Raw genomic sequence first — 26,308 nt, 5'->3', positions numbered from 1 at the left:
ATTAGATTCGTCCCGTAAAGAAGCTTGATGCGCTGGCTTATATTCCATAGTCCCACGCCTTTTGATCCGGAACCCGGTGTCAGCAGCGCCTGCAGTTTCTGATCTCCGATGCCGCTGCCATCGTCTTCGACTGTAAAATTGACCCGCGACTCCGTCGCCATCTGGATGGATAGCTTTACGGTACCTCCGCGAAAATTGGTCATCAGTCCATGCCGGATGGCGTTTTCCACTAAAGGCTGCAGAACAAGCGGAGGAATACCGATCTCCGGATTGGCGTCCACGTCGTATTCCACATGCAGCCTGGGGCCGAACCGAGCCTTTTCGATATGGAGGTAAGCTTCCACCAGTTCCAGCTCTTTCCTCAGCGTTGTGAGGGAATCAAGCTGTTTGAAATCGAAGCTGCCTCTTAAATACTGTGAAAGCTGAAGGGTCAGCTCTTCTGCCTGTTCGGGATCATCCATGCATAATTCGGCAATGGAATTTAGAGCATTGAACAGAAAATGCGGATTGATTTGGGATCGCAAAAAAGCGATTTCGGCATCCTTGGCATTTTTCACCGAAGCCTTTAATTTGGTTAGACTCCGTACGCGTGCCATTAACTCCTCAGCTGCAAACGGCTTCCCGACAAAGTCGTTAGCCCCGCTTTCCATGCATAATTTTATATCGGCAGCCCGGTTTCTGGCCGTTAGCATCAATACCGGCAGCTCGAAGGAGGAGAATCTTTCTCTGATTTGCTTCAGCACCTCGTACCCGGACATATCGGGCATCGTCATGTCCAGGATGACCAGAAAGAAATGGGAGCTTCGGGATAGCTCATGAAGCGCCAGTTGTCCACGGTTGACGACCACAATGGAATGCCCCTCCAGTTTGAACAGGTTGATCATGGCTTGAAGATTGGCAAAATCGTCGTCCACTACGAGAATCGGCTCGTCGATTTTACCCGGAATATAAAGCGGATATTCCATATTCGGCATTTGCAGATCCGTTGGCTGCATCTCTTTTGCTGGCGGACTAACGTTCTGATTCGAAGCTCGCCCCGCCAAAGGAAGAGTAAAGCTGAAGCTGGACCCGACGCCCGGGCTGGAACTCACATCGATTTCTCCTCCGTGAAGTTCTACCAGTTTCTTAGTAATGCTGAGTCCAAGCCCGGTTCCTCCGTCCGGATTGGTATCAGAAGCTGCGGCAGCTTGCTCATAGGCATCAAATATCCGGTCTTGTAGATGAGCAGGGATGCCGATCCCGGTATCCCTGACATGAACCTCTACCCGCTGGCCCAGCACCGCGGCGCTTACTTCCACATCGCCCTGATCGGAATATTTAACCGCATTGCCGATCAGATTATGGAGGATTTGTATCAACCGGTTGCTGTCGGCATATACCGAAGGCACTCCTTCAGGAATGTGATTTACAAGGGAAATTTGTTTACCACCCAGCAAATACTGATGAACCCGGATCACCGAATCCACGGACGCCTTCAGATCTACGCTGCTCATGACGAGTGTAATATCCCCATATTTCATTTTGGAGTAATCGAGCAATTCGTTGACAAGATGGGTCAATCTTCTTCCGCTGCTTGTCACAATGGCCAGGTTTTGCGCCTGCTTTTCGTTCACAGGCCCTTCGACGCCCTTAAGGAGGGAATCCGTAATATTCACGATCGCATTTAAAGGCGTTTTTAATTCATGCGACGTGTTAGAGAGAAAGTCGTCTTTAATTTTATCCAGCTGGAGCAGCCGGTCTTTCATCGCATCAATGGTATGATAGGCTTCAAAGAAACGAAGGACGATCAGAAAAATCATAATAATGTTAAATACGACAATGTATAACTGACCGACCGACAAATTCTCCTTGATCGACAAAGCGAACAGAATCGTGTCGAGCGAGTACAGGTTAATCGTCAGTATTGACATGAACAGAAGCAGCGATTTGAAGCGGATGGGATCAGGGCTTCGGACATAAAGAATGGCGGCCTTCAATAGCAGCCAGACGAGCATCAATTCATAAAAAACGATGATATAAGAATGGATCTGGGTGTAGAAATGGATCGATAGAAACGGCACCATCACCAGAAAGCTTCCCAGCACAACCGTTACAGCCAGCGTCAGTTTGAAGGAAATCATATTTTTATGTACAAAATAGAAAAAGAGGGCTACGACGATAAAGGCCGCAAGCGAGCTCATGTCCTTAATCTTATACAGCACTTCGAAGGGAATTCCGGATAAAAAATAAAGCAGCGGCCGTTCCCCGATCAAACCGTGGTAAAGCGAAAAGAGCAAGCAGATGATCCCTGAAAGCAGAAGGGTGTAGTCCCTCATGTTGTAGATGATCGTCGCGGCAAAGCAGATGAAATAGATACAAGACAGGATGGAGAGAATGGCGAGGATGCTGAATTCTCGGGCCATACTCTTTTGCTGGTCGTCGATCATGGTCGCCTGCTCCCCGAAATAGATGGAGATCGGAATGCCCGCGTTAATATAATCATAATTGGCTACCTGCACGATAATTTCAATATCGTTTTGATCGGAGGCGAAGAGTCCGGTTTGCGGAACGTTTCCCGGCCGGTAAGCCGCGGCGTTCGTGGAAGGCTGTCCATCCTCAAAGAGCTTACGTCCGTCGACATAGACGGAGCTTGAAAAGCGGATATTCGTCTTTTTCAGGGCAAAAATACCGTGGATCGGTACGTTTCTCAGCACCATGCGATAAGTGGCCGAACCGTGCGCAGGTAGACGGTTGCCGTTTATTACTTTCCCGTTCCAGCGGGAGGGCACCTGCATATAAGTCGAGGGTACAGGTTTTGCTGCTTTAAAGTTTTCCGGGGTAAGGAGCTGATTCCAATAAAACTCCCATTCTCCGTCCAGCTTGATTCTTTTGTTCTGTTTGAAATCCCACGCCGACAGATCCATGACGCCGGCCCGAACCTGCAACCCGTCCGATCGTTGATGTTCACGCTCCATGAGGATTGATAAAGGGATAAAAGAAAAAACAATCAAGCTTATCATAAAAATAACGACGATCCTCTTGAGCACTAGGTCCGCTCCTCTTCCATTCTGGATGGATCCGATTTTGAATAAATCCATTCGACAATATATGATAGATTCCTTCAAAATGCAACAAGCCAGGTGGCTGCTATGATTTTCGCCGTACACCTTCGCCGTTGGCCTGCAGCGAAAAGCTTTGTAATCTGGATTACAGAAGAGAAATGATGGTGGGTTATGATAAATGTAACACTCCGCTTCAGGTTATGTTACGCGAGTACGATGATCGCGGAGAGTGGAGCGGTGGTCGTTCGCAACATTGAAAGGAGGGGCAAAATGTTACTTGATGAGATGGAAAAACCCGCAGCCTGGACGTGATGTCCCTGCTGCGGGTTATTTCTATATCTAATAACGCTCCAGGACCAGATTCGTCTTAAGCGAGTCGGCCGGAATGAGCCAGTCTTTGTCTTCCAGCAGCTTCATCAGCTTTGCCCGTTCGGATGCCGCGGTTTGGTAATCAGCGGTTTTGAAGGAAATCTCGACGATGTTTTCCGTGCCGCTGCCGTCCGCGCCGACGATCGGCCACAGCTCGATATCCGTCTCCAGGCCGTCGAAGGTTCCCGTGTATCGGCTGACTGAAACGGGGCCATGCGCGTAGGAATTCTTCAATACGGACGTTCCCCATCCCGATCCGTTGGTTTTGTCGAGTTTGCCCGGAATTCCGTTCACCAGCATTTCCAGCGCATCTTTTTCGCTCGGCAGCTTCAGCCCCTTGGAGGCCGAAACGTCCTTATCATTCGAAAAGCTGAGCGTCTGTTTGCCGTAACCCCAGTCGATCTCCGCATCGTAATTCGTGTCGTCCGCGCTGAAACCGTCCCGGTTCGCCTGGTCCAGGGCGGCGTTGATATCCCCGTTGATCACGGCGTACCGTTTTTTGTACGTCAACTCGTATTTCTTCTTGTCTTCTTTTTTGCGAAAGCGCACATTCCAGCCCGCATCGTTCAGCTCCAGGGACGCCGTATCAAAATACTCCACGAGCATTCTGGCTGCCGGTTCTTCGATCGCAAAGGTTTTTTCGACCTGATCCTGCAGCGTAAGATCCCGGTTCAGGACCTTATCGGCTTTCAGCATGAACTTCACTTCATAGGACGGCACTGCATTGGCCGCCGCTTCGGCTTTGCCGGCAGGCTGCCAGCCGGTCATCAGGATTGCTGCGCCCAACGCGGCAATAACGATGGATTTTCCTTTTCTAGCCTTTGATTTCATCATTTCATCTCCCTCGTATGGATGTATCGTTCGTAACCTACTGTAAAGGGACAGTGTCAAACCTTGATCAAGGAAATGACCCGTTCAGGTAAAAAATAGCATCATTTATTCTTGGTCACCCAAGAGAGGTTCTTGGGCCGATTCCCGCCACTGTTCCAGCAGCTCGATAAATCGGGCGCTCGTTGCCGACAGGTACCGATCCTTGTTGGTCATGACGTACACATGGCGTTCGTCCGGGAGGTCCGGGATCGTCCACATTCGCAGCCGGCCGTCTGCCGTTTCGGATTGAACCGCCATCCGCGAGACGAAGGAAATATGCTCACCCAGCATGACGGCTTGTTTGATCGCTTCCAGGGAGTCGAGTTCCAGCCTGGAGAAGGGGCGAATGCCCTGCCGCTCCAGCCACGCGTCGGTCATGTTTCGGGTGTTGGATGCCTTCCCGTGCAGCACGAAAGAGGAGGCGGCGATCAGCTCCGGCGTCCACGCTTCGGCTTTCGCAAACGGATGGGAAGGGGAGCAGATCAATACCAGCTCGTCTTTGCACAGCGCTTGCGCTTTGAGCGGCGTTTTGTGAAAAGGGGTGGTGGAAATGATTCCGGCATCGATCTGATGGGAATGCAGCATTTGCATGATGGCCGGCGCCGTTTTAACGGACAACGTCACGCGGATCCCGGGAAACGATTTGGTAAAGGAATCGAGAATCGACGGCAAAATGTAAGTCGCAGGCACATAGCTGGCTCCAATGGATAAAGTTCCTTGTTTGAGCGTATCAAAATCGTTGACGACCCGCCGGGCTTCCGATGCAAGCGCATTGATCTTGGAAGCGTAATGAAGCAGGGCGCGTCCGGCGTCCGTCAAAATAATCCTGCCCATGCGGGCGTCAAACAATTTCACCCCGAATTCCCGCTCGAGATTTTTCATGTGAAAGGTGACTGTCGGCTGTTTGAGTCCCAGGAGGTCGGCCACCGTGGTGATTTTATGGTGTTTCTCCAGCAGTTCGATAATCTGAAGTTTCAATAAATTAAGATTCATCATCGTTAAATCCCCGCCTATTCTTTTCTGGTTATCCTATCTATAGATTAAATCTATGAATGTTAACGCAGTTCATCGAAAGAATTAATTGTCGTTTTACATTACGGTAATACTGGCTTTCATTCCCGCAGGTAGACTTGGTATGTAGGCACGTTGGAACCAAACGAACGTCCCAATGTTAAAGCAAGGAAGGGAAGCAGACAAAAATGGATTTGAACATCAGCGGTGTGGGCAAAAGTTTTGGAGGAAATACCGCTTTGCATCCGACCGATCTGAAGATCCGGCATGGAAAATTCACGACGCTGCTCGGACCTTCGGGATGCGGGAAGACCACCCTGCTGCGCTTGATCGCCGGTCTGGAGCGGCCCGATACCGGAAGCATCCGCTTCGGCGAGGACGTCCTGGCGAGCGAAACGAGGGAGGTGCCGCCCGAACGGCGCGGCTTCGGCATGGTGTTCCAGGATTTTGCGTTATGGCCGCATATGACCGTCTTCGAAAACGTAGCGTTCGGGCTGCGGGCCGCCGGACGCAAGGACGCGATTCGGGATAAAGTCTTGGAGGCTTTGGACAAGGTCAAGCTTAGCGGCATGGAGCAGCGTTATCCGCATCAGTTGTCGGGGGGCCAGCAGCAGCGGGTGGCTTTTGCGAGAGCGGTCGTGACGCGCCCGAGGCTGGTGCTGTTCGACGAGCCGCTTAGCGCGCTCGATGCGGTGCTCCGCGACGAGATGCGCCTGGAAATGATGTACCTGGTGCGCGAGATGGGACTGACCGCCCTTTACGTCACGCATGACCAGGTCGAAGCAATGTCCATGTCGGACGAAGTGATCGTGATGCATGGGGGAAAGGTGCTGCAAAAGGGTACACCCGAAGAAATTTACAATCAGCCGCGGCACCCGTTTGTCGCGCGGTTTATCGGGAAGTCCAACTGGCTTGCGGACGGACGGTCCATGTTCAGGCCGGAGCAGATCCGGTTCGAGCCGGACGGGCAAGATACTTTGGCTTATGCCGCGACTGTGGCGCAGGTAAGCTACGTCGGCGACCGGTACGAAGTCAGGCTGAAGTCGGACGTGGCTGACGGACTCTGGCTCGCCTATTATCCCCGTCGGCTGAGCGAAGGGACCGAGGTTACGGTTTACCTGCCGAAGCAGGGCATTCATCGGTTGGACGGGGATTGAAACATGGGGATTCAAAACGAAAAATATCAAGGGGGAAACGACGATGTTCAACTTGAAACGGAACACATGGAAGAAAGGAAGCGCTTTGGTTCTGGCATTGACGCTCGGAGCCGCGCTTGCCGGCTGCGGAAGCAACAAGGCGGCCGAAGATACGGCTGCCGCCGCCGGAGAGGGCAAGCAGGCGGAGACGGCGGACAAAACGCTTACCGTGTATACGGCGGGACCTGAGGGATTAGCGAACAATCTCATCAAGGATTTCGAATCCCAGACCGGCATCAAGGTCGAGACGTTTCAGGGCACGACAGGGAAAATCCTGGCCCGTTTGGAAGCGGAAAAGTCCAATCCGGTGGCCGACGTGGTTATTCTTGCCTCGCTGCCTTCCGCCCAAGGCCTGAAGAAAGAAGGATTGACGCTTCCTTATCCGGAAGCGAAAAACGCGGACAAGCTGAACAAGGATTGGTCCGATCCGGAAGGGAACTACTTCAGCTCCAGCGCGTCGGCGCTCGGGATTGCCTACAACACCAAGCTGGTAACGACGCCGCCGACGTCCTGGAGCGATTTGGCCAAACCGGATTACAAGGATCAGGTTAACATTCCGGATCCGTCGCTGTCGGGTTCCGCCCTTGATTTCATTACGGGTTACCTTAGCGACAAAGGCGAAGGAGGCTGGTCCCTGTTCGAGAGCTATAAGGCGAACGGCGTTGCCATGGCCGGTGCCAACCAGGAAGCGCTGGATCCGGTCATTACCGGCGCGAAGAGCATGGTCGCCGGCGCCGTCGACTACATGACTTACAAAGCCAAAGCGAAAGGCGAGCCGATCGACATCGTGTATCCGCAGGAAGGCACCGTGGTCAGCCCTCGGCCTGCGGCGATCCTGAAATCCACCAAACACGAAGAAAACGCGAAGGCATTCATCGATTATCTGCTTTCCGATGCGGCGCAAAAGCTGGTTTCCGATGCCGCGCTGCTTCCGGGCCGCACGGATATCAAAGCCGAGAACCGCGCCAATCTGGACGAAATTCCGCTGCTCAAGACGGACTGGGGTTGGATGGGCGAGCACGGCACGGAAGTCACCGAGAGATTCACGAAGCTGCTGAAGTAACATGAATCCATCGATGCTTCCGCGCCGACGAAAAGCCTGGTCGATGGGACTGGCGCTCCTGGTCCTGCTTGGTCTCATCGTCCTGCCTTTGGGCGAAATATTCATTCAAAGCGTATACCGGGACGGGGAGCTGCAATGGTCGGCCCCGTTCCGAACGTTGGCGGATTCCGAATTGATGAACGTGCTCATGTCTTCCGTCTGGCTGGGGGTGTGCGTCATCCTCGGTACGACGGCGATCGCCCTCCCGCTTGCGTGGGTGATGGTCCATACCCGGCTCGGGGAGCGGCGGTGGCTGGAAATCGTGTTCCTTATTCCCTTCATGACGCCGCCATACATCGGTTCGATGGGTTGGATTCTGTTCATGCAAAAAAACGGGTATCTGGAGCAGCTGGCTCCGGGGCTTGCCGGGTTGGGAGAAGCCTTTTTCTCCTTCGGCGGCATGGTTGCGATCATGAGCCTGCATCTTTACCCGTTTCTGTACTTGCTGCTGCGCGGAGCGCTCGAGAGAATCGGAGGGAATATGGAGGAGGCGGCCGCGGTGATGGGAGCGCCGTTTCTCTACCGCTTCCGCCGGGTGATCGCTCCTTTGCTGCTGTCGGCCTTCGGCATGGGCGCGATGCTCATCTTTGTCAAAACGATCGCGGAATTCGGCACCCCGGTTACGTTCGGCAAACGAATCGGATACGAAGTCATGACGTCCGAAATCCATAAATACATTTCCAGCTGGCCTATCGATTTCGGCAAGGCGACTTCGCTGTCGTCCGTGCTTCTGGCAAGCTGCCTGCTGGTCTGGTACATGCAGTCGGTGATGAGCCGAAAATATACGTTTGGCTTGGTCGGGGGAAAAGGCGTCCGCCGTTCTGCCATGCGCGGTGCCGGCTGGCTGCAATGGTCGGCGGGAATCTACGTTATTCTGCTGCTGATCGCATCGGTCGGCATCCCGTATTTTTCGATCGTAGCGGCTTCCACGATGAAGCTGCGGGGCGTCGGACTCGCCTGGAACAACTTTACGCTCGATTTCTACAAAGAGCTTCTCAGCTGGCATTCGCCCAGCATGAAGGCGCTAATGAACAGCTTGTGGCTGTCCTTGGCCGCTTCGACCATCGCCGTGCTGCTCGGGACCTGGTTCGCCGTCGCGATCGGAAGGTCCAACACCCGCGGGCAGCGCACGCTCGATCTATTCAGTCTGCTCCCGAACACGGTGCCGGGAATCGTTCTTGTCGTGGGGTTGATTTTGTTATGGAACTCCCCATGGATGCCGATACCGCTGTACAACACCTATGGCATGGTCATTCTCACGTATGTCGTCTTATTCGTTCCGTACACGGTGCAGTACGTCAAAAGCGCCTTCACGCAGATCGACGCGTCGCTTTTTCAGGCCGGGCAAGTACTCGGCGCAAAACCGGGCTACATTTTCCGCAGGGTGCTGCTGCCGCTGATCGTTCCGGGAATGCTGGCCGGATGGATGATGACCTTTACGATCGCCTCGCGGGAGCTGGTCGGCTCCCTGCTCATTTTGCCGCCGTCGATGCAGACCTCGGCCACGTATATCTACGCCCAGTTCGAGCAGGGGCAAGTATCGCTCGGGATGGCGATGGCCGTCATCTCGGTGGGGCTGACCACCTTGCTGCTCGTTCTTCTCGAAGTCGCGGGCTCCCAAAGAAAGTGGGCCGCTCGATGATGGAGTTGAAAGTGTGGGGCGGCGCAGGAGAGCATGGCCGTTCTTGTTACGTCATCACAGGAAATCAGCATCGGATCATGCTCGACTGCGGCGTCAAAAAGGAAGGGACCGGACAATACCCTTTGCTTGAGGAAAACCTGATCCCCGGTCTGACGGCGGTATTTCTTTCACATGCCCACGAGGATCATTCCATGGCCTTGCCTCTGTTGTACAAGCATGGTTATCGCGGGGAGATTTGGGCAACGAAGCCAACGGTTAAGCAGTTGGAGCATTATTTTGACCATTGGCGCAAATACGTGGCAGGACGAAACGGCGAGCTTCCATATGGCCAAGAGCATATTTCCGCCATGCGTTTTCGCATCCTGGAGGAGGAAGTTGCCGGAGGCGAATGGCTGCAGCTGCAGGATAGGCTTCGGCTGCGGTGGGGGCGGAGCGGCCATATGCTCGGTTCCGTCTGGCTGCGGATTCATATGGAGGGACGGCATTTATTTTATTCGGGAGACTTCAGCCGCGAATCCGGGCTGCTTGTCGTCGATCCGCCTGATGGGTCCTCTTTAGGGGAAACGTCTTCAGCTCTTAACCGAAAACCTCCCGGAATATCTTTATCCATCATGGACAATGCATATGGGACGGATGAGGAGTCGCAGGATCAGAAACTGGACCAGCTCGGCCGGTTCGCTCAAAACGTTTTGGAACGAGGGGGACATGTCCTGATGCCGGTTCCGGCTTTCGGCCGGGGACAGGATTTGCTGCTGTGGGCGCGAAGACGTTTCCCGAATCGGCATATCCTTGCCGAACCGGAAATCGTTGAAGGGCTTCGCCAGATGGCCGAATGGAAGGATTGGCTGCGACCTGGGGCCGAATTCCAAATCGAAGAAGCCGTGTCCTCCCCTTATCTTCATGTTCCTGCATGCCAGGACGAACGGCTTCGGCGGCTGCAGGGCAACCATCCGCTGCTTATTTTCACGACCGATGGCATGATGGAGTCGCCGCGGGCCCGTTGGTACGCCAGCCGTCTTGCGCCGAACGCGAACCATGCCGTCGTCATTACGGGTCATGCAAGCGAAGGGACGTTTGCCCGCCGACTGCTGAACGGCGAAGCCGTGGAGATGTCTTGCGAGACGGTTCGGATCGGCTACAAAATCCATCAGGGAATGGACGACGTCCGCCGTATGCTGCAAGAGGTGCCGAGCCGTCATGCGTTGCTGGTCCATGCTCCGCAAGCCGAAACGGATCGGGTCGTCGCCCTCCTCGGACGGGAAGGGCACCAGGGCCTGCTTTCATTAAAGCCGGGAGAGTTCATGATCTTTTAAATCTCGGAGAATATTAGATCTCTTATTCCTCGTCAGACATCGTCTGGCGGGGATTTTTGCGTTTCAAGCTTAGCAAAAGAGGGAAAGGGATCAGAAGGGAGTTTCTTTTTCTATGCAAATGTTGGTATATTGGTTAATGTATTATTAACCTGCCCCGAAATATGCATTACCTCTCTCCCATGAACTTATCCATTGGAACTGGTTGAAATTGTATTTTAAGAAATCATGGTTTTTTTGGTAAAATAGTATTCTGGGCGGTAGAGTACCGTCTCCCAAAAAGAGAATATGAAGGGGACTAAGATTCGGCGTTGACCGAGAAGAGGAGGACACATGAAATCAATTAAGCTCTCATTATTTTCCCTTACGTTGCTGCTCCTCATGGTGACCGGCTTGTCCGGTTTGGCGGGAGGCGCCGCAGCGGAGCCGAATTCCGGCAAAACTTACGTGATCGGCACCGACATTACGTTTGCGCCTTTTGAGTTCCAGGACGTTAACGGAAAATACGTTGGTATCGACATGGATCTGATGGAAGCCATCGCCAAAGATCAAAATTTCAAGTATGAAATCAAACCTCTGGGCTTTAACGCAGCCGTTCAGGCTTTGGAGTCGAACCAGGTGGACGGCGTGATCGCGGGGATGAGCATTACCGACGAAAGGAAGCAAAAGTTCGATTTTTCCGAACCGTATTTTGAATCCGGCGTCGTCATGGCGGTCGGCATAAATAACGACACCGTCAAAAGCTACGACGATTTAAAAGGGAAAAAGGTTGCGGTCAAAACCGGAACGGAAGGCTACACCTTCGCGAAATCGATCGCTTCGAAATACGGATTCACGATCGTCCCGTTCGATGATTCTTCCCAAATGTACGAAGACGTGAAAACCGGGAACTCCGTGGCCTGTTTCGAAGATTTTCCAGTGCTGGCCTACGTCGCCACCCAAAGCAAAGCTCTTAAAATCGTGACCCCGAAGGAAGCAGGCGCCTCCTACGGATTTGCGGTAGGCAAGGGTAAAAACAAGGAGCTTCTGGACAAATTCAATACCGGCCTGGCCAATCTTAAGGCAAGCGGCGAATATGACCGCATCAAAGAAAAATATCTTGGCGAAGATGCGGCCGTGTCGGCAAAGCAAAGCCGCGGGGAGTTGATTCTAGGATCGATCCAGCCGCTTCTGGTCGGTCTCGGCAAGACGCTTCTGTACACGATTGTCTCGCTCTTTTTTGCCTTTATTCTGGGCCTGATATTCGGTTTTATGAAAGTGGGACAAAACCGGTTCCTGCGCGGCGTGGCGACGGTGTTCGTCGATCTGTTCCGCGGCATTCCGCTGATCGTTCTCGCCCTGTTCATTTATTTCGGCATTCCGCAGGCTTTGGGCTTTACGATGCCGCTGTTCCTGGCGGCGATTTTGACGCTGAGCTTGAATGCGGGGGCTTATGTGACGGAGATCATTCGCGGCGGCATCCAATCGATAGACCGGGGGCAAATGGAGGCAGCACGTTCGCTTGGTTTGCCTTATCGCAAAGCGATGATCAAGATCATCATCCCGCAGGCGATTCGCGTCATGGTTCCTGCGTTTATCAATCAGCTTGTCATTACGCTTAAAGACACGTCGATTCTGTCGGCGATCGGTCTGGTCGAGCTGACGCAGTCCGGCAAAATCATTATCGCGAGAACGTATGAATCCTTTACCATCTGGGCAGAAGTTGCCATCATGTATTTGATCGTCATTACGTTGTTAACGAAACTTTCAGGATATCTCGAAGGGAGGGTGCGCCGTGGGTAAAATCCGGGTTGAAGGTTTGAAGAAAAGCTATGGCGCCAACCAGGTGCTGAAAGGCATCGACATGCAGGTCAAGCAGGGCGAAGTCGTCTGCGTGATCGGTCCTTCCGGTTCGGGGAAAAGCACGTTCCTGCGCTGCATCAACCGGCTCGAGGACATTACGGAAGGCAAGGTCATCGTCGATGACCAGGACCTGAACGATCCGAAAACGGATATTAACAAGGCACGCGAAAACATCGGCATGGTATTCCAGCATTTTAACCTGTTTCCGCATTTCAGCGTGCTGAAGAACATTATGTTCGCTCCGATGGAGCTGGGAAAAATGAATGCGAAGGAAGCCCGTGAGACGGCGATGAAGCTGCTTGCGCGGGTCGGACTCGCCGACAAGGCGGACGCATTCCCGAGCCAGCTGTCGGGGGGCCAAAAGCAGCGGGTGGCGATCGCCCGCGCGCTGGCAATGAACCCTGACGTGATGCTGTTCGACGAGCCGACATCGGCGCTTGACCCCGAAATGGTCGGCGAGGTGCTCGGCGTCATGAAGGACCTGGCGCGCGAAGGGATGACGATGATGATCGTCACGCACGAGATGGGCTTTGCCCGCGAGGTGGCGGATCGCGTCATCTTCATGGACGGCGGTTACATCATCGAGGACGGCACGCCTGAAGAAGTGTTCGGCAGCCCGAAAAACGAACGTACCATCAGCTTTTTGCAAAAAGTGCTCTAAGCCCGCCGAGGTCGCTTAAAACGCGACGAAACGGTCGAAGGCTTTTACAACAAGGCTCTCCCAGGCAGCAAAGGCTCCCTGGCGGGAGCCTTTTTCCTTATGAATCGAAGGCACTTACAAGCAGGGGTGAATGCGGAATGCCGGTTTGAATTCGATAGGATGAAGTTGTATGATTTAAAATGAAATTTTGAACAGGAGGGCAAGCCATGAATCCATTGGCGGTGGTGGAGCAGGACGGGCAGGAAACGCGGGTACGGTTGGAGCGTCAATTGAAGCATCCGGTAGAGGAAGTCTGGTCGATGCTTACGGACAACGGGAAACTGAAGCAGTGGTTTTCCGAACTGCGGGTGGAAGATTTGCGGGAAGGCGGAACCATCTCGTTTGATATGCAGGACGGGGCCTATGAATATTTCGAGATCCTCGAGTTGAAGCCATATGCAGTGCTGGAATACACTTGGGCGGAAAACCGCGTTCGTTTTGAGCTGTCTCCGGAGCCGGAGGGCTGCCGCCTCGTTTTTGTCGAATCCGTCGTTTCGGTCAATGATCATACGCCGAAGGATATTGCCGGATGGGACGTATGCCTGGACGTGATCGAGGCGCTTCTCGACGGAAAAACGGTATCGGAGCGGAAAGCCGTATGGGAAGAAAAATATGCGCAATACGTGGAGAGGTTTGCGGAGCTGGGCAAAGGTTGAAAAGCCGGTCAACAGCGCGCGAGGAGCCTTCCGGTTTATGGACCGGGGGGCTTTTTTTGTTGCCGGTCCAGCTTATCGAAAATGCGGCGCTCGCCTTTTTGTAAGTACCTGTAATGAAAGTGCGATGCACATATTTTGTTTGACAGGTTATTGCAACGGAATTATAATCTTCATTAATCCTAGAAAAATAGTAAGAATTAAAATTGCGGCTGTTGTAAGACCGGCTGCATAGAGGGAACCGGAAGAAGGAGGGGAAATGGATGCCAAACGTCCAGACGTTCAAAGCAACGGCCCAATTAAAGGACGGCGTGAAGGTTGTTACCAACGCAAGACAATTCGAGCTGGTGATCGACGAGCCGGCAAGCCTTGGCGGTACGGACACGGGGATGAATCCCGTCGAAGCTTTGCTTGCTTCTCTCGGAGCTTGCCAATCCATCGTAGCCCGGGTTTATGCCTCCAAATTCGATATCGAGCTTGAAGACTTCAGGGTTGAGGTCGAAGGCAGCCTGGATCTCGACGGTTTTTTTGACCGCGCTCCAGTGCGCCCCGGATATTCCGATATTCGCTACACGTTTTACGTTAAAACCCCGTCGCCTGCCGACAAGGTGGAACGATTCGTGGAATTTTTGGAAAGTAAATGCCCGGTGGGCGACAGTCTCGCCAATCCGGTACATCTCAGATTGAATCGGGTCGTCATTGATAACGAATGCGAAAACCTGTCTTAGATCGAAAAATCGGGCCGCAAGGTTGCATGAAAGCGACTTTGCGGCTATTCGTAGTTTGATGTTTGGTCCAGCAGCTCTTTGATGATTTTGCATCCGCACGGTTTGCACTTTAGCAGAGATGTATTGCCCATTGTTTACCATTTTATATAACATTAAAGATAAACAGGTGAGTCACGAATCATAGAAAGGAGTCTATTTTTTCAATGGCATAGCAAACAACAAGGAGGAGAGGAACATGGTGAAATCCGGTACGACGAACGGCAGTGCGGCAAAGGTTTTGGAAGAACGATTGGTCGGTATTCGCCGCGAGCTGCATCAAGAACCTGAATTATCCAACGAAGAGTTCGAAACGACGCGGAAAATCAAACGATGGTTGCAGGAAGCGGATATTGAAGTGCTGGATCTGCCCGACCTGAAGACGGGCGTGATCGCACAGATCGGAACCGGAAAGGAACCGATCATGGCGCTGCGGGCAGACATTGACGCACTGCCGATCGAGGAGGAAGCGGACGTTTTGTTCCGTTCGCGGTTTGCGGGAAAAATGCATGCGTGCGGCCATGATTTTCATACGACCGTCGCCTTGGGAGCGGCTTATTTGCTAAAGGAACAAGAACATGAGCTTCAAGGAACGGTAAGGATCGTTTTTCAGCCGGCGGAAGAGACCGGCCATGGTGCCCGGGACGTGATGAATTCGGGTGGACTGGAAGGCGTATCGGTCATCTTCGGACTCCATAATGCCCCGGAACTAGAGGTCGGGGAGTTGGGCAGCTGCGAGGGCGCCATCACTGCGGGCGTCGACCGCTTCGAAATCCTCATTCGCGGAATCGGGGCGCATGCAGCCACGCCCGAAAAAGGAACCGATGCCATCGTCGCTGCTTCCCAAATCGTTATGGCCCTGCAGACGATCAGCAGCCGCCGCGTCAGCGCTTTGGACGCCGTCGTGGTCAGCGTGACCCGCATCTCCGGCGGCAATACCTGGAACGTGCTCCCCGGTACCGTTGAGCTCGAAGGAACGGTCAGAACGCTGGACGTGGAGGTTCAGCAGCGCATTCCGGAGACGATTCGGCAGATTATCGAAGGCATCGGCGCCTCCGCGGGCGTATCGGCCGAGTTGAAATGGTATCCGGGACCGCTCGCTACGATCAATGACGCCTATTGGGCCCGTTTTGCGCTCGATACGGCCAAAGAGTCCGGTTTCATCACCAAGGTGGTGGGACCAAGCATGGGGGGAGAGGATTTTTCCTATTACCTGCAGCAGATTCCGGGCGCATTCGTGAACGTCGGCTCCGGTTCGCCCTATGCGCTGCACCATCCGAAGTTTGAACCGGACGAAGCGGCCCTGTTGCCCGCGGCGAAGTTTTACGAACGTTTGGCCGTACGGTGCTTGAATGAATTGAACGCACGGTGAGCCGCGATGCCCGCGGCTTTTTTTATTCTAGCCGTCCCGTGACGGATAAAATTGGAGGAATAAGTTTTGAGCAAACCCGTTATGAATGTCGCTTTGGTATGCGGCCCCGACAGCGATATGGATCGCACAATCAATGGATGACGAAGCGTCCATGTACCGGCTTTATCCAAGATCAGGGCTGTCATAAACATAATCTGTTCCCGCCTCTCCCGGAGAATTCATGAAATGCCGAAGTGCGCGTAGATTTATCATGGTAGAGACCCCGCGACGTTTTGCCGGTTGATGCTGTTGGTCGATTGAACCGTGCTGCAACAATGTAGAATCTTGACGGGGAAAAACCATATCGATTCTCTGGGAGGTGCGGCATGAAAATTCATAATGCCATTCGCTGGCAGGACAATGCATACTTGTTCGAATTCCAAGGCGTGCACACGGAGCCGGTCGAATATTTTCACGCCCACGAAGGGTTGGAGATTTTGTACGTTCTTGAAGGCACGGGCAAATACGTCATCAATAATCGGATGTTCCCTTTGAAGCCCTCCACGCTGGTCGTCGTCAAACCTTTTCAAATCCATGAAATTAAAGTGCAGGTTCCCCCGGCGTATATCCGAACCCTTCTGAAAATCAAAAGCTCCGTCATTGAACGTTTCCTCCATGCGCTGCCGAATCTTGCATCCGCTTTCCATTCGTTTTTGGAACATAAGCGGGCCTGCCAGGTATTTTATTTGTTGCCGGACCATGCCTCGGACCTTGAAGGGCGGTTTATGCAATTAAAGGAGACGCTGGCCGTCGTGCCGCCAAGCTTCCGGGTGGAAGCCGTCACCTTGTTTTCGTTCCAGTTCTTAGAATATTTCGTTAGCCGGATCTACATGGCTGGCCCAAGCGTTTCCCCCCAGGATGGAGGAGCCCCGGGCCGGGAAGAGCTGGTCGGACGGATCGCAAAATGGATCGACAAGCGTTACAACCTTCCGTTTACGCTAAACGACATGGCTGCCGAGCTGCATTTCTCCGCGAACTATTTATCGAAGACGTTCAAAGAGCGGATGGGGATCAGCATCACCGCCTTCACGAACGATAAGCGCCTCGAAGAGGCCAGAATGCTCCTGGCTGTCCCATCCTTGACGATCGAAGAAATTTGCAGGCTGACCGGCTTCAATTACCCGTCCTATTTTATCTCCTTATTCAAAACCAAATACGGCGAAACCCCGCACAGGTACCGGATGCGGATGAAAAAATGATATTTTTGGACCGCTTTCTGTTATTGGGGCCGATTTATAATTAAAGCGCTTAAACAAGAAAAAACGGTGAAGGAGTTGGTGCTTCTTTTTTATGCAGGCCGGAACAAATCCATGAAGTCCGTTCGCATGATGGGAGTCGGGTGATTCGAAGAATGGGAGGTTGGTTCATGATGACGCGCTCTCCGATTAGGTTTGGCATGGTATTTTTATTATGTTTCGCCCTGGTTTGGGCCTTCTATCCGGGCGGAATGGCGAAGGCAGCAACGAAATCCGTACCGGCGGGAGACGTCGCGACCCTGCGGAGTTACTTGTCCAGCGCAAGCCCCGGCGACGTGATCGAAGTAACGGGGACCTACAACGTGTCCAATGGGACCATTGCGACCTCGGTAAGCGGGGCGGCGGGCCAATACATCACGATCCGCGGCACGGGCGGCGGCGCCACGTTCAAGTTTACCGGTTGGGCCGGCAACGCGGCATTCCATATCAAAAACAATTATTACAAGCTGGAAAACGTGACGATCGACTCCAACTCCCAATCCAACAAAGGGTTGTTGATCGAGGCATCGCATGGATTCGTGACCAACGTGACCGTCAAAAACACCAAAGGGGAAGGGTTCAAAATACGCAAAAACAGCCAGTATTGGCTCATCTCGGACAGTACGGCACAGGGGACGGGAACGGGCGGCAAATTCGGGGAAGGTTTTTACGTCGGAGACGCCGATCAAAACTGGACGACAAGCCCGAATCCGGACCAAAGCGGGTATATCACGTTTTTGAATTGCAATGCCGTCCGGACGGTAAACGACGGTTTCGATTTCAAGGAAGGCACGCATCACATCAAGGTGATCGGGGCCAATGTCGATTTCCAGAACACCGTTCCCGAGTCGTCGGTTGGAAACAACGGTTTTTACATTCGAACCAATCAGGTGCAAATCATCAATTCCACGGTCCAAAACAACGCGTCCACCGGGCAGGCTTTCAAAACGAATAAAATGACGGCTTCGGACGGCGTATCTTACGGCAGCAATTTGGAGCTTAAGGGCGTTAACGCATCCAATATTTCAGGCGCCATGATTTATACCAATTTCACCTCCAACAAGCTTTATACCGATTACACGATGACGGGCGTGGCCGGCGGGCTGTATGCATCCGGTTCCAAAACCGCGTCGACTGCCGCGCCTTCCGCTTTCGTCGAAATGACATGGGCTGGCGAAGGCGGGGATCCTCTATTGTAACGTTGTCGATGGGAAAAAAGCCTCAGGCATCATGCCTGAGGCTTTTCGCCGTACCGGGGAAAGCGACAGCCGCTATCTCCCTTAATGATTCCCGTTATTCGTCCCAAAATGGGCCTCTCCGTTGTGCTTGCTATGGGAAATATACAATCGCAAACCCGAAACCTTGCTTTGGATCATTTTATTTAAAATGGACCGGATTCGGTTCGATTCGGTTCCGGCCGCTTCGGCAATGAGTTTGGCATATGGGGCAAGAGGCGCTTGGTCTGTCCAGGTTTTCTCTTGCTTTAGCTTGTTAATGATGTCTCCGATCGAAGCCGGGTCGATCCGCAAGCCGGTCATCTTTTCGATTTGCGATTCATCAAAAATCACGATCGTTTTATAGCCGTCATGATAAACAACGGAAAAAGCCGAGTCATCTTCGGCCGTCCCGGAATGAGCGGCAGGAATGGCGGAACCATCATCGGAGGCGGAAGGGCGGTCCGTTTTTGCGGAAGCGGCTGCGGTTGAATCATGCTGATCCCCGGCAGGCACATTGGATGACTGAACCGTCTCCGGAGGATTGGTGCCTTGAAGAGCCGCCGAATTGCCTTTGTCGGCATGACTGCCGGAATTGCTCGGGGACGCCTTTGTGGAAATCTCCGGCCCGGAGCCGCAAGCTTGAAGGATTGAGGCGCTTACAATCAGGGCTGCCATCAATAGAACGTATTTTTTCATCTCAGTCTACAACCTCCCCATATTCGAATCCTGGCACAACATCCTCCCAGATCCTGAACGATGGGCTTGTTGTCGTCACTGTTGGATTGTACGGCTCAAAGGATCCATGGCTCATTTAGGCATTCTAAGTTAGCCTATCATAGATTCCGATATAGGGACATGATGCAAAAAATTAGTTTTTGTTAGGTTTTTCATATACATAGACATTCGTTATCCATGATTGAGCCCATGGGCCAGACGGTTGCAACGGAATAACAGCCAGGCGGGATCAGCGAGGGACCAGGGAAGGAAGCTCATAACCGATTCCGGAAAAGTGCACATAAGATGTAAGCTTTTGGGGATGATAAACAGGTTCAATGATATCGAGAAGGGAAGTTCGTTATGGCTCGAGGAAACAGCTCCGATACAAAAGAAAAAAAGCTGAAATGGTGGCAACTGTCGCTTTTGGGGGTCGCATGCACCGTAGGGACGGGGTTTTTCCTTGGCTCCCATATTGCCATCCAAATCGGCGGGCCCTCGGCAGTCATTGCATACGCATTAGCCGCTTTCGGGGCCTTTTTGGTGTACGACAAACTGTCCCAAATGACGGCCGAAGACCCGATGGAAGGTTCTTTTCGTTCTTATGCCAAAAAAGCTTTCGGGCGTTGGGCGGGATTCGGCAGCGGTTGGGTCTACTGGTCGTCCGAGCTGCTCATTATGGGAAGCCAATTAACGGCGCTTGCTTTGTTCTCGCGGTTTTGGTTTCCCCAGGTGCCGATGTGGTGCTTCGCGGCCGGATACGGCATATTGGGGCTTGTGATCATTTTTATCGGAACCAAAGGTTTTGAGCGGATGGAGAGCATTTTCGCGGTCATGAAGATCGCGGCCATATTCATGTTCCTGGTGATCGCCGTTCTCGCGGTAACGGGAGTGTTCAAAACCGCCGCCCATGGCCCGGCGTTTCCCGGAGACTGGCTTCCCAATGGTTTTGTCGGCTTTTGGGCGGCACTCATTTTTGCGTTTTACGGCTATGGCGGTCTGGAAGCTCTCGGGCTGATGACGATGCGGCTTCAGGATCCCAAGGAAGCGCCGAAGGCCGGCAAAGTCATGCTTTTGCTGTTGGCGTCCATTTACGTCATCTCGATCGGACTGGCCTTGATCCTTGAGCCATGGAATTCGTATGCCGCCGAGGAAAGCCCGTTTGTCGTGGCCCTCGTCGACTATAAACTCGCGTTTGTTCCGCATGTATTCAACGCCGTGCTTATCATTGCCGGTTTCTCGACCATGACGGCTTCTTTGTTCGCGGTGACCACCATGGTCGTGACGCTTGCAAGCGACGGCGATGCGCCGAGGTTTTTCGTCAAGGGGAAGAAGAAGGAAGGGAAAAAGCCCCTGCCAGCCATCGGATTAACGACCGCCGGGCTGTTAGCCTCCGTCGTATTCGCTCTTTTGATGCCCAAAAAAGTATACGAATACATCACGACGGCGGCAGGGCTGATGCTGCTGTATAACTGGCTGTTCATTCTGCTGACGTCCGGGAAGCTGCTGAAGCTCACCGGTTGGGGCAAAATCAAACGTTACATCGGCATGGCGCTGATCGGCTTCACGCTGGTCGGCACGCTTTTTCACAAAATCAGCCGCCCCGGCTTTTTTATCAGCCTCGGGTTTATCGTTGTCATTGGATGCGTCACGCTGATCATGCGCCATTTCTGGAACAAAGCCGATGGGCCCAACAAGGAAGCGTCCGAAGAAGGAACCGGGAACATTCCCGACGTTAGCGGAAGAACAAAATACGGCATGCCTCGTAGCCGAAATAAAGGCCGAATCCGATGAGCGACAACCCCGAGATGACCGATATGCCTTTGATGAGGCGTTCGGTGAGCATCCGCCTGAACATGCTGGCGGCCAGGGCCATCGCCACGTCCCACAGCATGATGCCGGCCATGATGGCGCAGCTGTAGAGCAGCACTCCCTTGGCATCGTATTTGGCGATCATATCCGCCAGAACCGATCCGTATATTCCCATCCAGAACAGGATGGAGAGGGGGTTGGAGATGGACATCACGAAGCCGGCACTGAACGATTTGACATGCGATTCGCTTCCGCCGCGGGTTTCCATCCCCGGTTTTCCCGCCGCGATCAGGCTTTCCACTCCGATATAGGTCAGGATAAAAAAGCCGAAAAGCAGGAGAAAGGTTTTCATGAACGGGATATTCAGAAAATGAATAAAACCGAAGTACACGAGCAGCATAAAAATGCCGTCGGCGGCCATGGCGCCGAGCCCGACGAGCCAGGCATGCAGAAAACCTCCCTTGAGTCCCCGGTCCATCTGTGCGGCATTGATGGGTCCAATCGGGGCAGCCAGCGAAAGTCCAAGCAGGAAATGGCTTATCCATATGTTCAAGATTCGGTAACCCCCTTATTCAAATCCTCTTTATTTATCCTATGAAGGGGAAGCGCTTGTACCACTAAAAAAATGAGTTTCGGCATAAAAACATCCGATTTCCCGACTTGTTTTAGGGAGGGGATCGTTTGATAAATCATGCACAGGCAGTCGATCCAGAGCGATCGGCTGCTTTTTTTCGTTTTTCATGCATCCAAAAGTCACGAAACAATAAACAATTCATCACAAACGATCAACTACCATGAGATGCCCCCGGAAAACATGGTAAACTAGAACGCAAAGGTGGGATGTTCATGAGCGATTTGCCTACGATCCTGGTCGTAGACGACGACCCAAGTATCGTCGAACTTTTGAGGGATTTTTTGGAAAACGACAATTTTAATGTTATAACCGCATACGACTCCGCTCAGGCATGGGCTGCGTTTGAGCAGGGGGCGATAGACTGCATGATTTTGGACATCATGATGCCGGGACAAAACGGGTTTGAACTGTGCCGGCGGATTCGGGCGGAAAGCAGCGTTCCGATCCTTTTTTTGAGCGCCCGCGGCGACGATGTGGACAAGATCCGGGGGCTGACCCTGGGAGGCGACGATTATATCGTTAAAACCGCTTCGCCCGGCGAGATCGTTGCCCGGGTGAAAGCCGTATTGCGGCGATCGTCTTACCGGCAGCCTATAGAGGCTAAGATGTTGGACTATGGCCGCCTCAAGCTGAATCTTACTGCCAGGGAAGTCCTGGTAGACGGGCAAAGCGTCGTACTGACGCCGAAAGAATATGAGTTGTTGAAATTGTTTGCCGAACATCCCAAGCATGTAATTTCATATGAACAGCTGCTTGCCAAGTTTTGGGACGGGGTGGGCGATAAGCATACGATTCGGGTTCATCTCAGCCGGCTGCGGGAGAAGATCGAGGCGGACCCGAACAGCCCGCAATTCCTGGTCAACGTCTGGGGAGTTGGCTACCGCTTCGAGGGAGGATAACATGAGAACGCTTCGCATTCGTACGTTTACGCTGCTCTGCTTTTTCTTCATCCTTGCGGTGCCGTGGATTTTCTATGTTACGGCTCACTTTATGCAAACCAACACGTTTAGCTTTTCTAAACAGGGGCCGCAAAACGAAATTCAGCAAAGAAATTTGAGCGAAACGATCCGCATGATCGAATCGAACCCGGGGGAATGGCAAGACCCCGAATGGCAGCGCCGACTGGATGCGCAGCTGTTGCAAGCAAAGATGGATGCGGTCATTACATCCGCCTCGGGCCGGGAAATATACCGGTCGAATGCCGCGCGGCGCGGAGCGATGTCGGCGGCCGAACGATTTTCGCTGATCGAGAACGGCCGATTGATAGGAAAGGTTGCCATTTACATGCCAAAGTCCCTCGGAGTCGGGGGGATTTCGATCCTCGCCGGATTGCTGCTTGCCTTTTTTGTCGTCGGAATGGAGATGCGAAGATTTTTGCTGAAGCCCTTGGAAAAAATGAGCTTGGCGGCAAGGAGGATTGCGGCAGGGGATGAGGACGTCCGGCTGCCCGGCTCCAGAATCGCGGAAATCGCCGAAGTGCGCGACGGTTTTCAAGTCATGTTGGAGGGCCTTGAGCAAGCCTCCCGGAAACAGGCGGCACTGGAAGAAGAACGGCGGTTCGTGATTGCAGCCGTCGCGCATGATTTGCGGACGCCGCTTTTTGCTCTACGGGGGTATCTGGACGGTCTGGAGCAAGGCATCGCAAGGTCGCCGGAGAAAATGGCCAAATATGTGGCGGTCTGCAAGGAAAAATCGGCGCAATTGGACCGGCTGGTAGAGGACCTGTTTGCCTTTGCCAAGATGGAATACCTGGATACGGAACTAAACAACGGGATCGTGAATCTGAGCCATGTCCTCCGGAAGTCCGTCGAAAGCGTGAATCCGTATGCCCGGCAAAAATGCATATCGATATCGAGCTATGCCGAGGAAAATTGCTTCGTCAGCGGCGACGAGCATTTATTGGAGCGGGCGATGAGCAATCTTTTTGATAATGCGGTCAGGCATACGCCTCCCGGCGGCGAAATTCACGTGGAATGCGCTAAAGTGGGGGATCGGGTCAAATTTGCGATCCGCGATACGGGGCCGGGCTTTTCTGCGGAAGAGTTGGAGCGGGTGTTTGAACCTCTTTACCGCGGCGAAAGTTCCCGAAACCGTTCGACCGGAGGCAGCGGGTTAGGGTTAACCATTTCGCAGAAAATCGTCCGCAGGCATGGAGGCGATCTGGAGGCGGGGAATCATCCGGAAGGCGGGGCGCTGCTGACGGGCTTTATGCCTGCAGCCGATTCGGATTCGCCAAACATATGTACAGAGGCAAGCAACGCTTAAAAGGAGCCCAAGGCATCCGTGCCTTGAGCTCCTTGTCTCTATTTGACCGGGAGCCTGAGCCGCTGCATGAGGAGTCGAATCACTTCGCGCCGCGATTGGTAAAATAAAGCGTCTGAGGTCCGGCGGCGCCGCCGGTCAAGCTCAGTTCGGCCGCCACGGTTTTGCCTTTTTTGTTGACCGTGAACTCGGTGAATTTCCAGGCTTTCTGATAGTTTACGAACGGCGATTGCAGCAGGTCCTTGCCCCAGCCGATGACGTAATGCCCGGCGCCGCCCGACGGGTTATCATATACCGAAATGACCCGCTTTGCGTCCTCTTCGTTATGGATGGCGACGTTCAGGCGGTACATGACGCCATAGTTCCCGTTGTTGATGGCGGTAACGCCGTCGACCGCGTTCCAGCCTTCCTCATACTCGCCCGGCATGCTGTCGCTCCATGGGCCGTAGGCCGCCGAGGAGATGCGGATCAGCGAGTTGCCGCTGGACGTGTTGTACTGAAGCGTGCCGGTCCGGTCCATATGCGGGAAAGTGCCGCGGACATGCATGTCCTTCGGCAGGATCGGAACGTCGATCGGGTTGGCCGGCTGTTCCTTATAACCCAGCGTAGTTACCGTCACTTTGGCGTCCTTATGCCCTTGCTGCGTATAAGCGGTAAAATTGGCGATGCCGCTTGCGGTATGCGTATGCTCCGTTAGGGCGGTCAGGTAGTAGCTTTCGCCCGGCTGCAGGATCGCTTCCTTTTTTTGCGCCGCTTGGTCGCCCATGAAATCGGCAAGCGCGTTCTGTCCGGCAACGTCCGGGTAATAGTCCGTGGCAAGACCGATTCCGTTCGAAAACAGCATGACGGGCTCATCGGATTCGTTGGTCACCGCCACGGCGACGGTAAGCGGTTCGCCGGTCATGTTTTGATGATGCCAAAACACCCGGAACGATCCCGTCACCGAATCCCGATAATACGCGCCTTCCGTCTTCGGGGATTCCGGCGAGTCGCTCAGAATCAGGGGACCGCCCGTACCGGTCAGGACCGGTTTGTCCATCGGGACAGCAGGTTTCAGCGATTCGATCGGCACAAGCTCGGCCTCTTCGGCAAGCGCCGTCGCCGATCCCGACACAAACAAGGTGCCGAGCAGTCCGATGTGAAGCAGCCATTTCGATCTTTTCATCTCATTTTCCCTCCTGAATTTGGTTTGTCATCCTTCCAGGTGGCGATCATGCGATTGTTTTTCGGATGTTTAAGATCTTCGCTGGCATGGGACACATTCCTTTTTTTTCCTTCTGATGCTAAAGAATCATTTCGCGGCTTGAATTGTTCCATTGTCCTCTTTTACGAAAGGAGGGGACTTTCGGCCAATTCCCTCCAAATCCCTCGAAAGGTTTACTTGTTGATATTTTTTATGAAAACGCTATCATTTTGTCCTGCCTCTCAATGGGAGACGTTTGGTGCTTTCGGCGCAAAAAAAAGAACCCAAAGCCCTACACGTCTCGGGGTTCAACTCTCAGAGCCAGACAAGCGGGAGGAGCCATTTCAGCGAAACGAATCATAACAGGAAAATAAAGCCATGTCACAGTATATCATTTCAATCAAGCGGTTGATGTTCTAAGCCCCCTACCGAATGGATTGACGATACCTGCTGGGCGATACCCCTACATGCCTGGCGAACAGTTTGGCGAAGTAGCTGTGATTGCAAAAACCGACAAGCTCCGCGACCGTCCCGATTTCATGGCTGGGGTCGGCGAGAAGCCTTTTGGCCTCCTGCACCCGGTGTTTCATGATGTATTCCATGACGGTGCAGCCGGTCGCTTTGCGGAACAGCCGCGAAAAATAATAGGGACTTAAATGCACGTGATTGGCGATGTCTTCGACCTTAAGCGGGCATGAGTAATGGCTTTCGATATAGGAGACGGCGGTTTGGATCTCGTTGGGGTACCCAAGGCGTGGATTTGACAGCCGCGTCGTGATCCGGTCGATGTTGCCGAGCGCCATGTCGGTCAGAATGTTCGTAAGGATGCATGATGCGCTCAATTCCATGCCTGCCGGTCGGTTTTGAAACAACTCGAACAGATCAGCGAAATGTTTTTTCATCCGCTCCGGATCACCCGTACGGAAAATGGGGTCGTCCATGCCGCCGAGCATATCGAAATATTCTTTGGCCTGGACCCCGTCGAAGCGGACCCATAGCAGCTCCCAAGGATCGTGCGGGTTGGTGTGATATTGATGTTTTTGCGTCAAATCCAAAAAAAAGATATCGCCCGCTTGCGCCTCAAAACTGCGGTTTTGCCAAATGACCCGTCCGGAGCCGCGAACGACGTACTTAAGCTGGTAATAATAGTAGGTCCGATTCATTCCGTAACAAGGCGAACAGTCGAACCAGCCGACATCGTGCACGCAAAATAGAAACCTTCGGGCATTTTCGCTGGGCGAATGTGCAATCGTGCGGTAACGCTCCCCAAAGTTCATCGCATTCGTTCCTTTCGTTCATGTAAGCGTTAAAGAAGCAAGATCGTATTATGAAGTGGGCAA

Annotated in this window: 21 protein-coding genes; 14 read left to right on the top strand and 7 right to left on the bottom strand. The window is 53.1% G+C overall.

Annotated features, from left to right (window positions below; genetic code table 11):
* The 3 genes from AC27KL_RS16165 to AC27KL_RS16155 all read right to left on the bottom strand — a co-directional run.
* Positions 1–2,924: hybrid sensor histidine kinase/response regulator (locus tag AC27KL_RS16165; protein WP_487170376.1), on the bottom strand; the 2,924-nt coding region annotated here is incomplete at its 3' end.
* A gap of 456 nt (positions 2,925–3,380) precedes the next feature.
* Positions 3,381–4,241: a hypothetical protein gene (locus AC27KL_RS16160; protein WP_487170375.1), complete on the bottom strand. Its 861-nt coding sequence runs from the start codon at positions 4,239–4,241 to the stop codon at positions 3,381–3,383.
* Between the two features lie 105 nt (positions 4,242–4,346).
* Complete coding sequence (locus tag AC27KL_RS16155) at positions 4,347–5,273, bottom strand: LysR family transcriptional regulator (RefSeq protein WP_487170385.1); 927 nt, start codon at positions 5,271–5,273, stop codon at positions 4,347–4,349.
* A gap of 206 nt (positions 5,274–5,479) precedes the next feature.
* Here AC27KL_RS16155 and AC27KL_RS16150 point away from each other — a divergent pair, with 206 nt between their 5' ends.
* The 11 genes from AC27KL_RS16150 to AC27KL_RS16100 all read left to right on the top strand — a co-directional run bounded on the left by AC27KL_RS16150 (position 5,480) and on the right by AC27KL_RS16100 (position 18,345).
* Positions 5,480–6,448, top strand: a complete 969-nt coding sequence (locus tag AC27KL_RS16150) for an ABC transporter ATP-binding protein (RefSeq protein WP_487170374.1) — start codon at positions 5,480–5,482, stop codon at positions 6,446–6,448.
* Between the two features lie 43 nt (positions 6,449–6,491).
* Positions 6,492–7,550, top strand: a complete 1,059-nt coding sequence (locus tag AC27KL_RS16145; RefSeq protein ID WP_487170373.1) for an ABC transporter substrate-binding protein — start codon at positions 6,492–6,494, stop codon at positions 7,548–7,550.
* A 1-nt stretch (position 7,551) separates the two neighbouring features.
* Positions 7,552–9,231 carry an ABC transporter permease gene (locus tag AC27KL_RS16140; RefSeq protein WP_487170372.1) on the top strand — a complete coding sequence of 560 codons (1,680 nt, stop codon included), beginning with the start codon at positions 7,552–7,554 and terminating at the stop codon, positions 9,229–9,231.
* Positions 9,228–10,544 (top strand): MBL fold metallo-hydrolase, encoded by a 1,317-nt coding sequence (locus AC27KL_RS16135; protein ID WP_487170371.1) that lies wholly within the window; start codon positions 9,228–9,230, stop codon positions 10,542–10,544. Before AC27KL_RS16140 ends, AC27KL_RS16135 begins: the two co-directional genes overlap by 4 nt.
* Before the next feature lie 330 nt (positions 10,545–10,874).
* Positions 10,875–12,323: an amino acid ABC transporter substrate-binding protein/permease gene (locus AC27KL_RS16130; protein ID WP_487170370.1), complete on the top strand. Its 1,449-nt coding sequence runs from the start codon at positions 10,875–10,877 to the stop codon at positions 12,321–12,323.
* A complete protein-coding gene (locus AC27KL_RS16125) occupies positions 12,316–13,044 on the top strand; it encodes an amino acid ABC transporter ATP-binding protein (RefSeq protein ID WP_339324697.1) in 729 nt (242 codons plus the stop codon). Before AC27KL_RS16130 ends, AC27KL_RS16125 begins: the two co-directional genes overlap by 8 nt.
* A 206-nt stretch (positions 13,045–13,250) precedes the next feature.
* The gene (locus AC27KL_RS16120; RefSeq protein ID WP_487170369.1) at positions 13,251–13,739 is read left to right on the top strand and encodes an SRPBCC family protein; all 489 of its coding nucleotides are present in this window, start codon (positions 13,251–13,253) and stop codon (positions 13,737–13,739) included.
* A gap of 260 nt (positions 13,740–13,999) precedes the next feature.
* On the top strand, positions 14,000–14,464 hold the full coding sequence (locus AC27KL_RS16115; RefSeq protein WP_339324699.1) for an OsmC family protein: 465 nt from the start codon (positions 14,000–14,002) through the stop codon (positions 14,462–14,464).
* Positions 14,465–14,699: 235 nt separating this feature from the next.
* Entirely contained in the window at positions 14,700–15,872 is a 1,173-nt protein-coding gene (locus AC27KL_RS16110) for an amidohydrolase (RefSeq protein ID WP_487170368.1), read from the top strand.
* Positions 15,873–16,237: 365 nt separating this feature from the next.
* Positions 16,238–17,110, top strand: coding sequence for an AraC family transcriptional regulator (locus AC27KL_RS16105; RefSeq protein ID WP_487170367.1), 873 nt, complete (start codon positions 16,238–16,240; stop codon positions 17,108–17,110).
* A 167-nt stretch (positions 17,111–17,277) separates the two neighbouring features.
* Positions 17,278–18,345: a hypothetical protein gene (locus tag AC27KL_RS16100; RefSeq protein WP_487170366.1), complete on the top strand. Its 1,068-nt coding sequence runs from the start codon at positions 17,278–17,280 to the stop codon at positions 18,343–18,345.
* 81 nt (positions 18,346–18,426) lie between these two features.
* Here the strand turns inward: AC27KL_RS16100 and AC27KL_RS16095 are convergent, their stop codons facing one another.
* The gene (locus AC27KL_RS16095; RefSeq protein ID WP_487170365.1) at positions 18,427–19,059 is read right to left on the bottom strand and encodes a hypothetical protein; all 633 of its coding nucleotides are present in this window, start codon (positions 19,057–19,059) and stop codon (positions 18,427–18,429) included.
* A 381-nt stretch (positions 19,060–19,440) separates the two neighbouring features.
* Between AC27KL_RS16095 and AC27KL_RS16090 the strand changes: the two genes are divergently transcribed.
* Complete coding sequence (locus tag AC27KL_RS16090; RefSeq protein ID WP_487170364.1) at positions 19,441–20,871, top strand: amino acid permease; 1,431 nt, start codon at positions 19,441–19,443, stop codon at positions 20,869–20,871.
* Here the strand turns inward: AC27KL_RS16090 and AC27KL_RS16085 are convergent.
* Positions 20,813–21,442, bottom strand: coding sequence for a LysE family transporter (locus tag AC27KL_RS16085; RefSeq protein WP_339324705.1), 630 nt, complete (start codon positions 21,440–21,442; stop codon positions 20,813–20,815). The genes AC27KL_RS16090 and AC27KL_RS16085 overlap by 59 nt on opposite strands.
* Before the next feature lie 293 nt (positions 21,443–21,735).
* Between AC27KL_RS16085 and AC27KL_RS16080 the strand changes: the two genes are divergently transcribed.
* Both AC27KL_RS16080 and AC27KL_RS16075 read left to right on the top strand, forming a co-directional pair.
* Complete coding sequence (locus AC27KL_RS16080) at positions 21,736–22,422, top strand: response regulator transcription factor (protein WP_487170363.1); 687 nt, start codon at positions 21,736–21,738, stop codon at positions 22,420–22,422.
* A 1-nt stretch (position 22,423) separates the two neighbouring features.
* Complete coding sequence (locus tag AC27KL_RS16075; RefSeq protein WP_487170362.1) at positions 22,424–23,788, top strand: sensor histidine kinase; 1,365 nt, start codon at positions 22,424–22,426, stop codon at positions 23,786–23,788.
* A gap of 79 nt (positions 23,789–23,867) precedes the next feature.
* Here AC27KL_RS16075 and AC27KL_RS16070 read toward each other — a convergent pair whose 3' ends face one another.
* Complete coding sequence (locus AC27KL_RS16070) at positions 23,868–24,950, bottom strand: hypothetical protein (RefSeq protein WP_487170361.1); 1,083 nt, start codon at positions 24,948–24,950, stop codon at positions 23,868–23,870.
* 443 nt (positions 24,951–25,393) lie between these two features.
* Entirely contained in the window at positions 25,394–26,245 is an 852-nt protein-coding gene (locus AC27KL_RS16065; protein WP_487170360.1) for an AraC family transcriptional regulator, read from the bottom strand.
* Positions 26,246–26,308: the final 63 nt, after the last annotated feature.

The sequence above is a fragment of the Paenibacillus sp. YAE3 genome (assembly GCF_057546105.1).
Note: the sequence above shows the minus strand (reverse complement) of the source record. Positions and strands in the feature narration are given on the sequence as shown.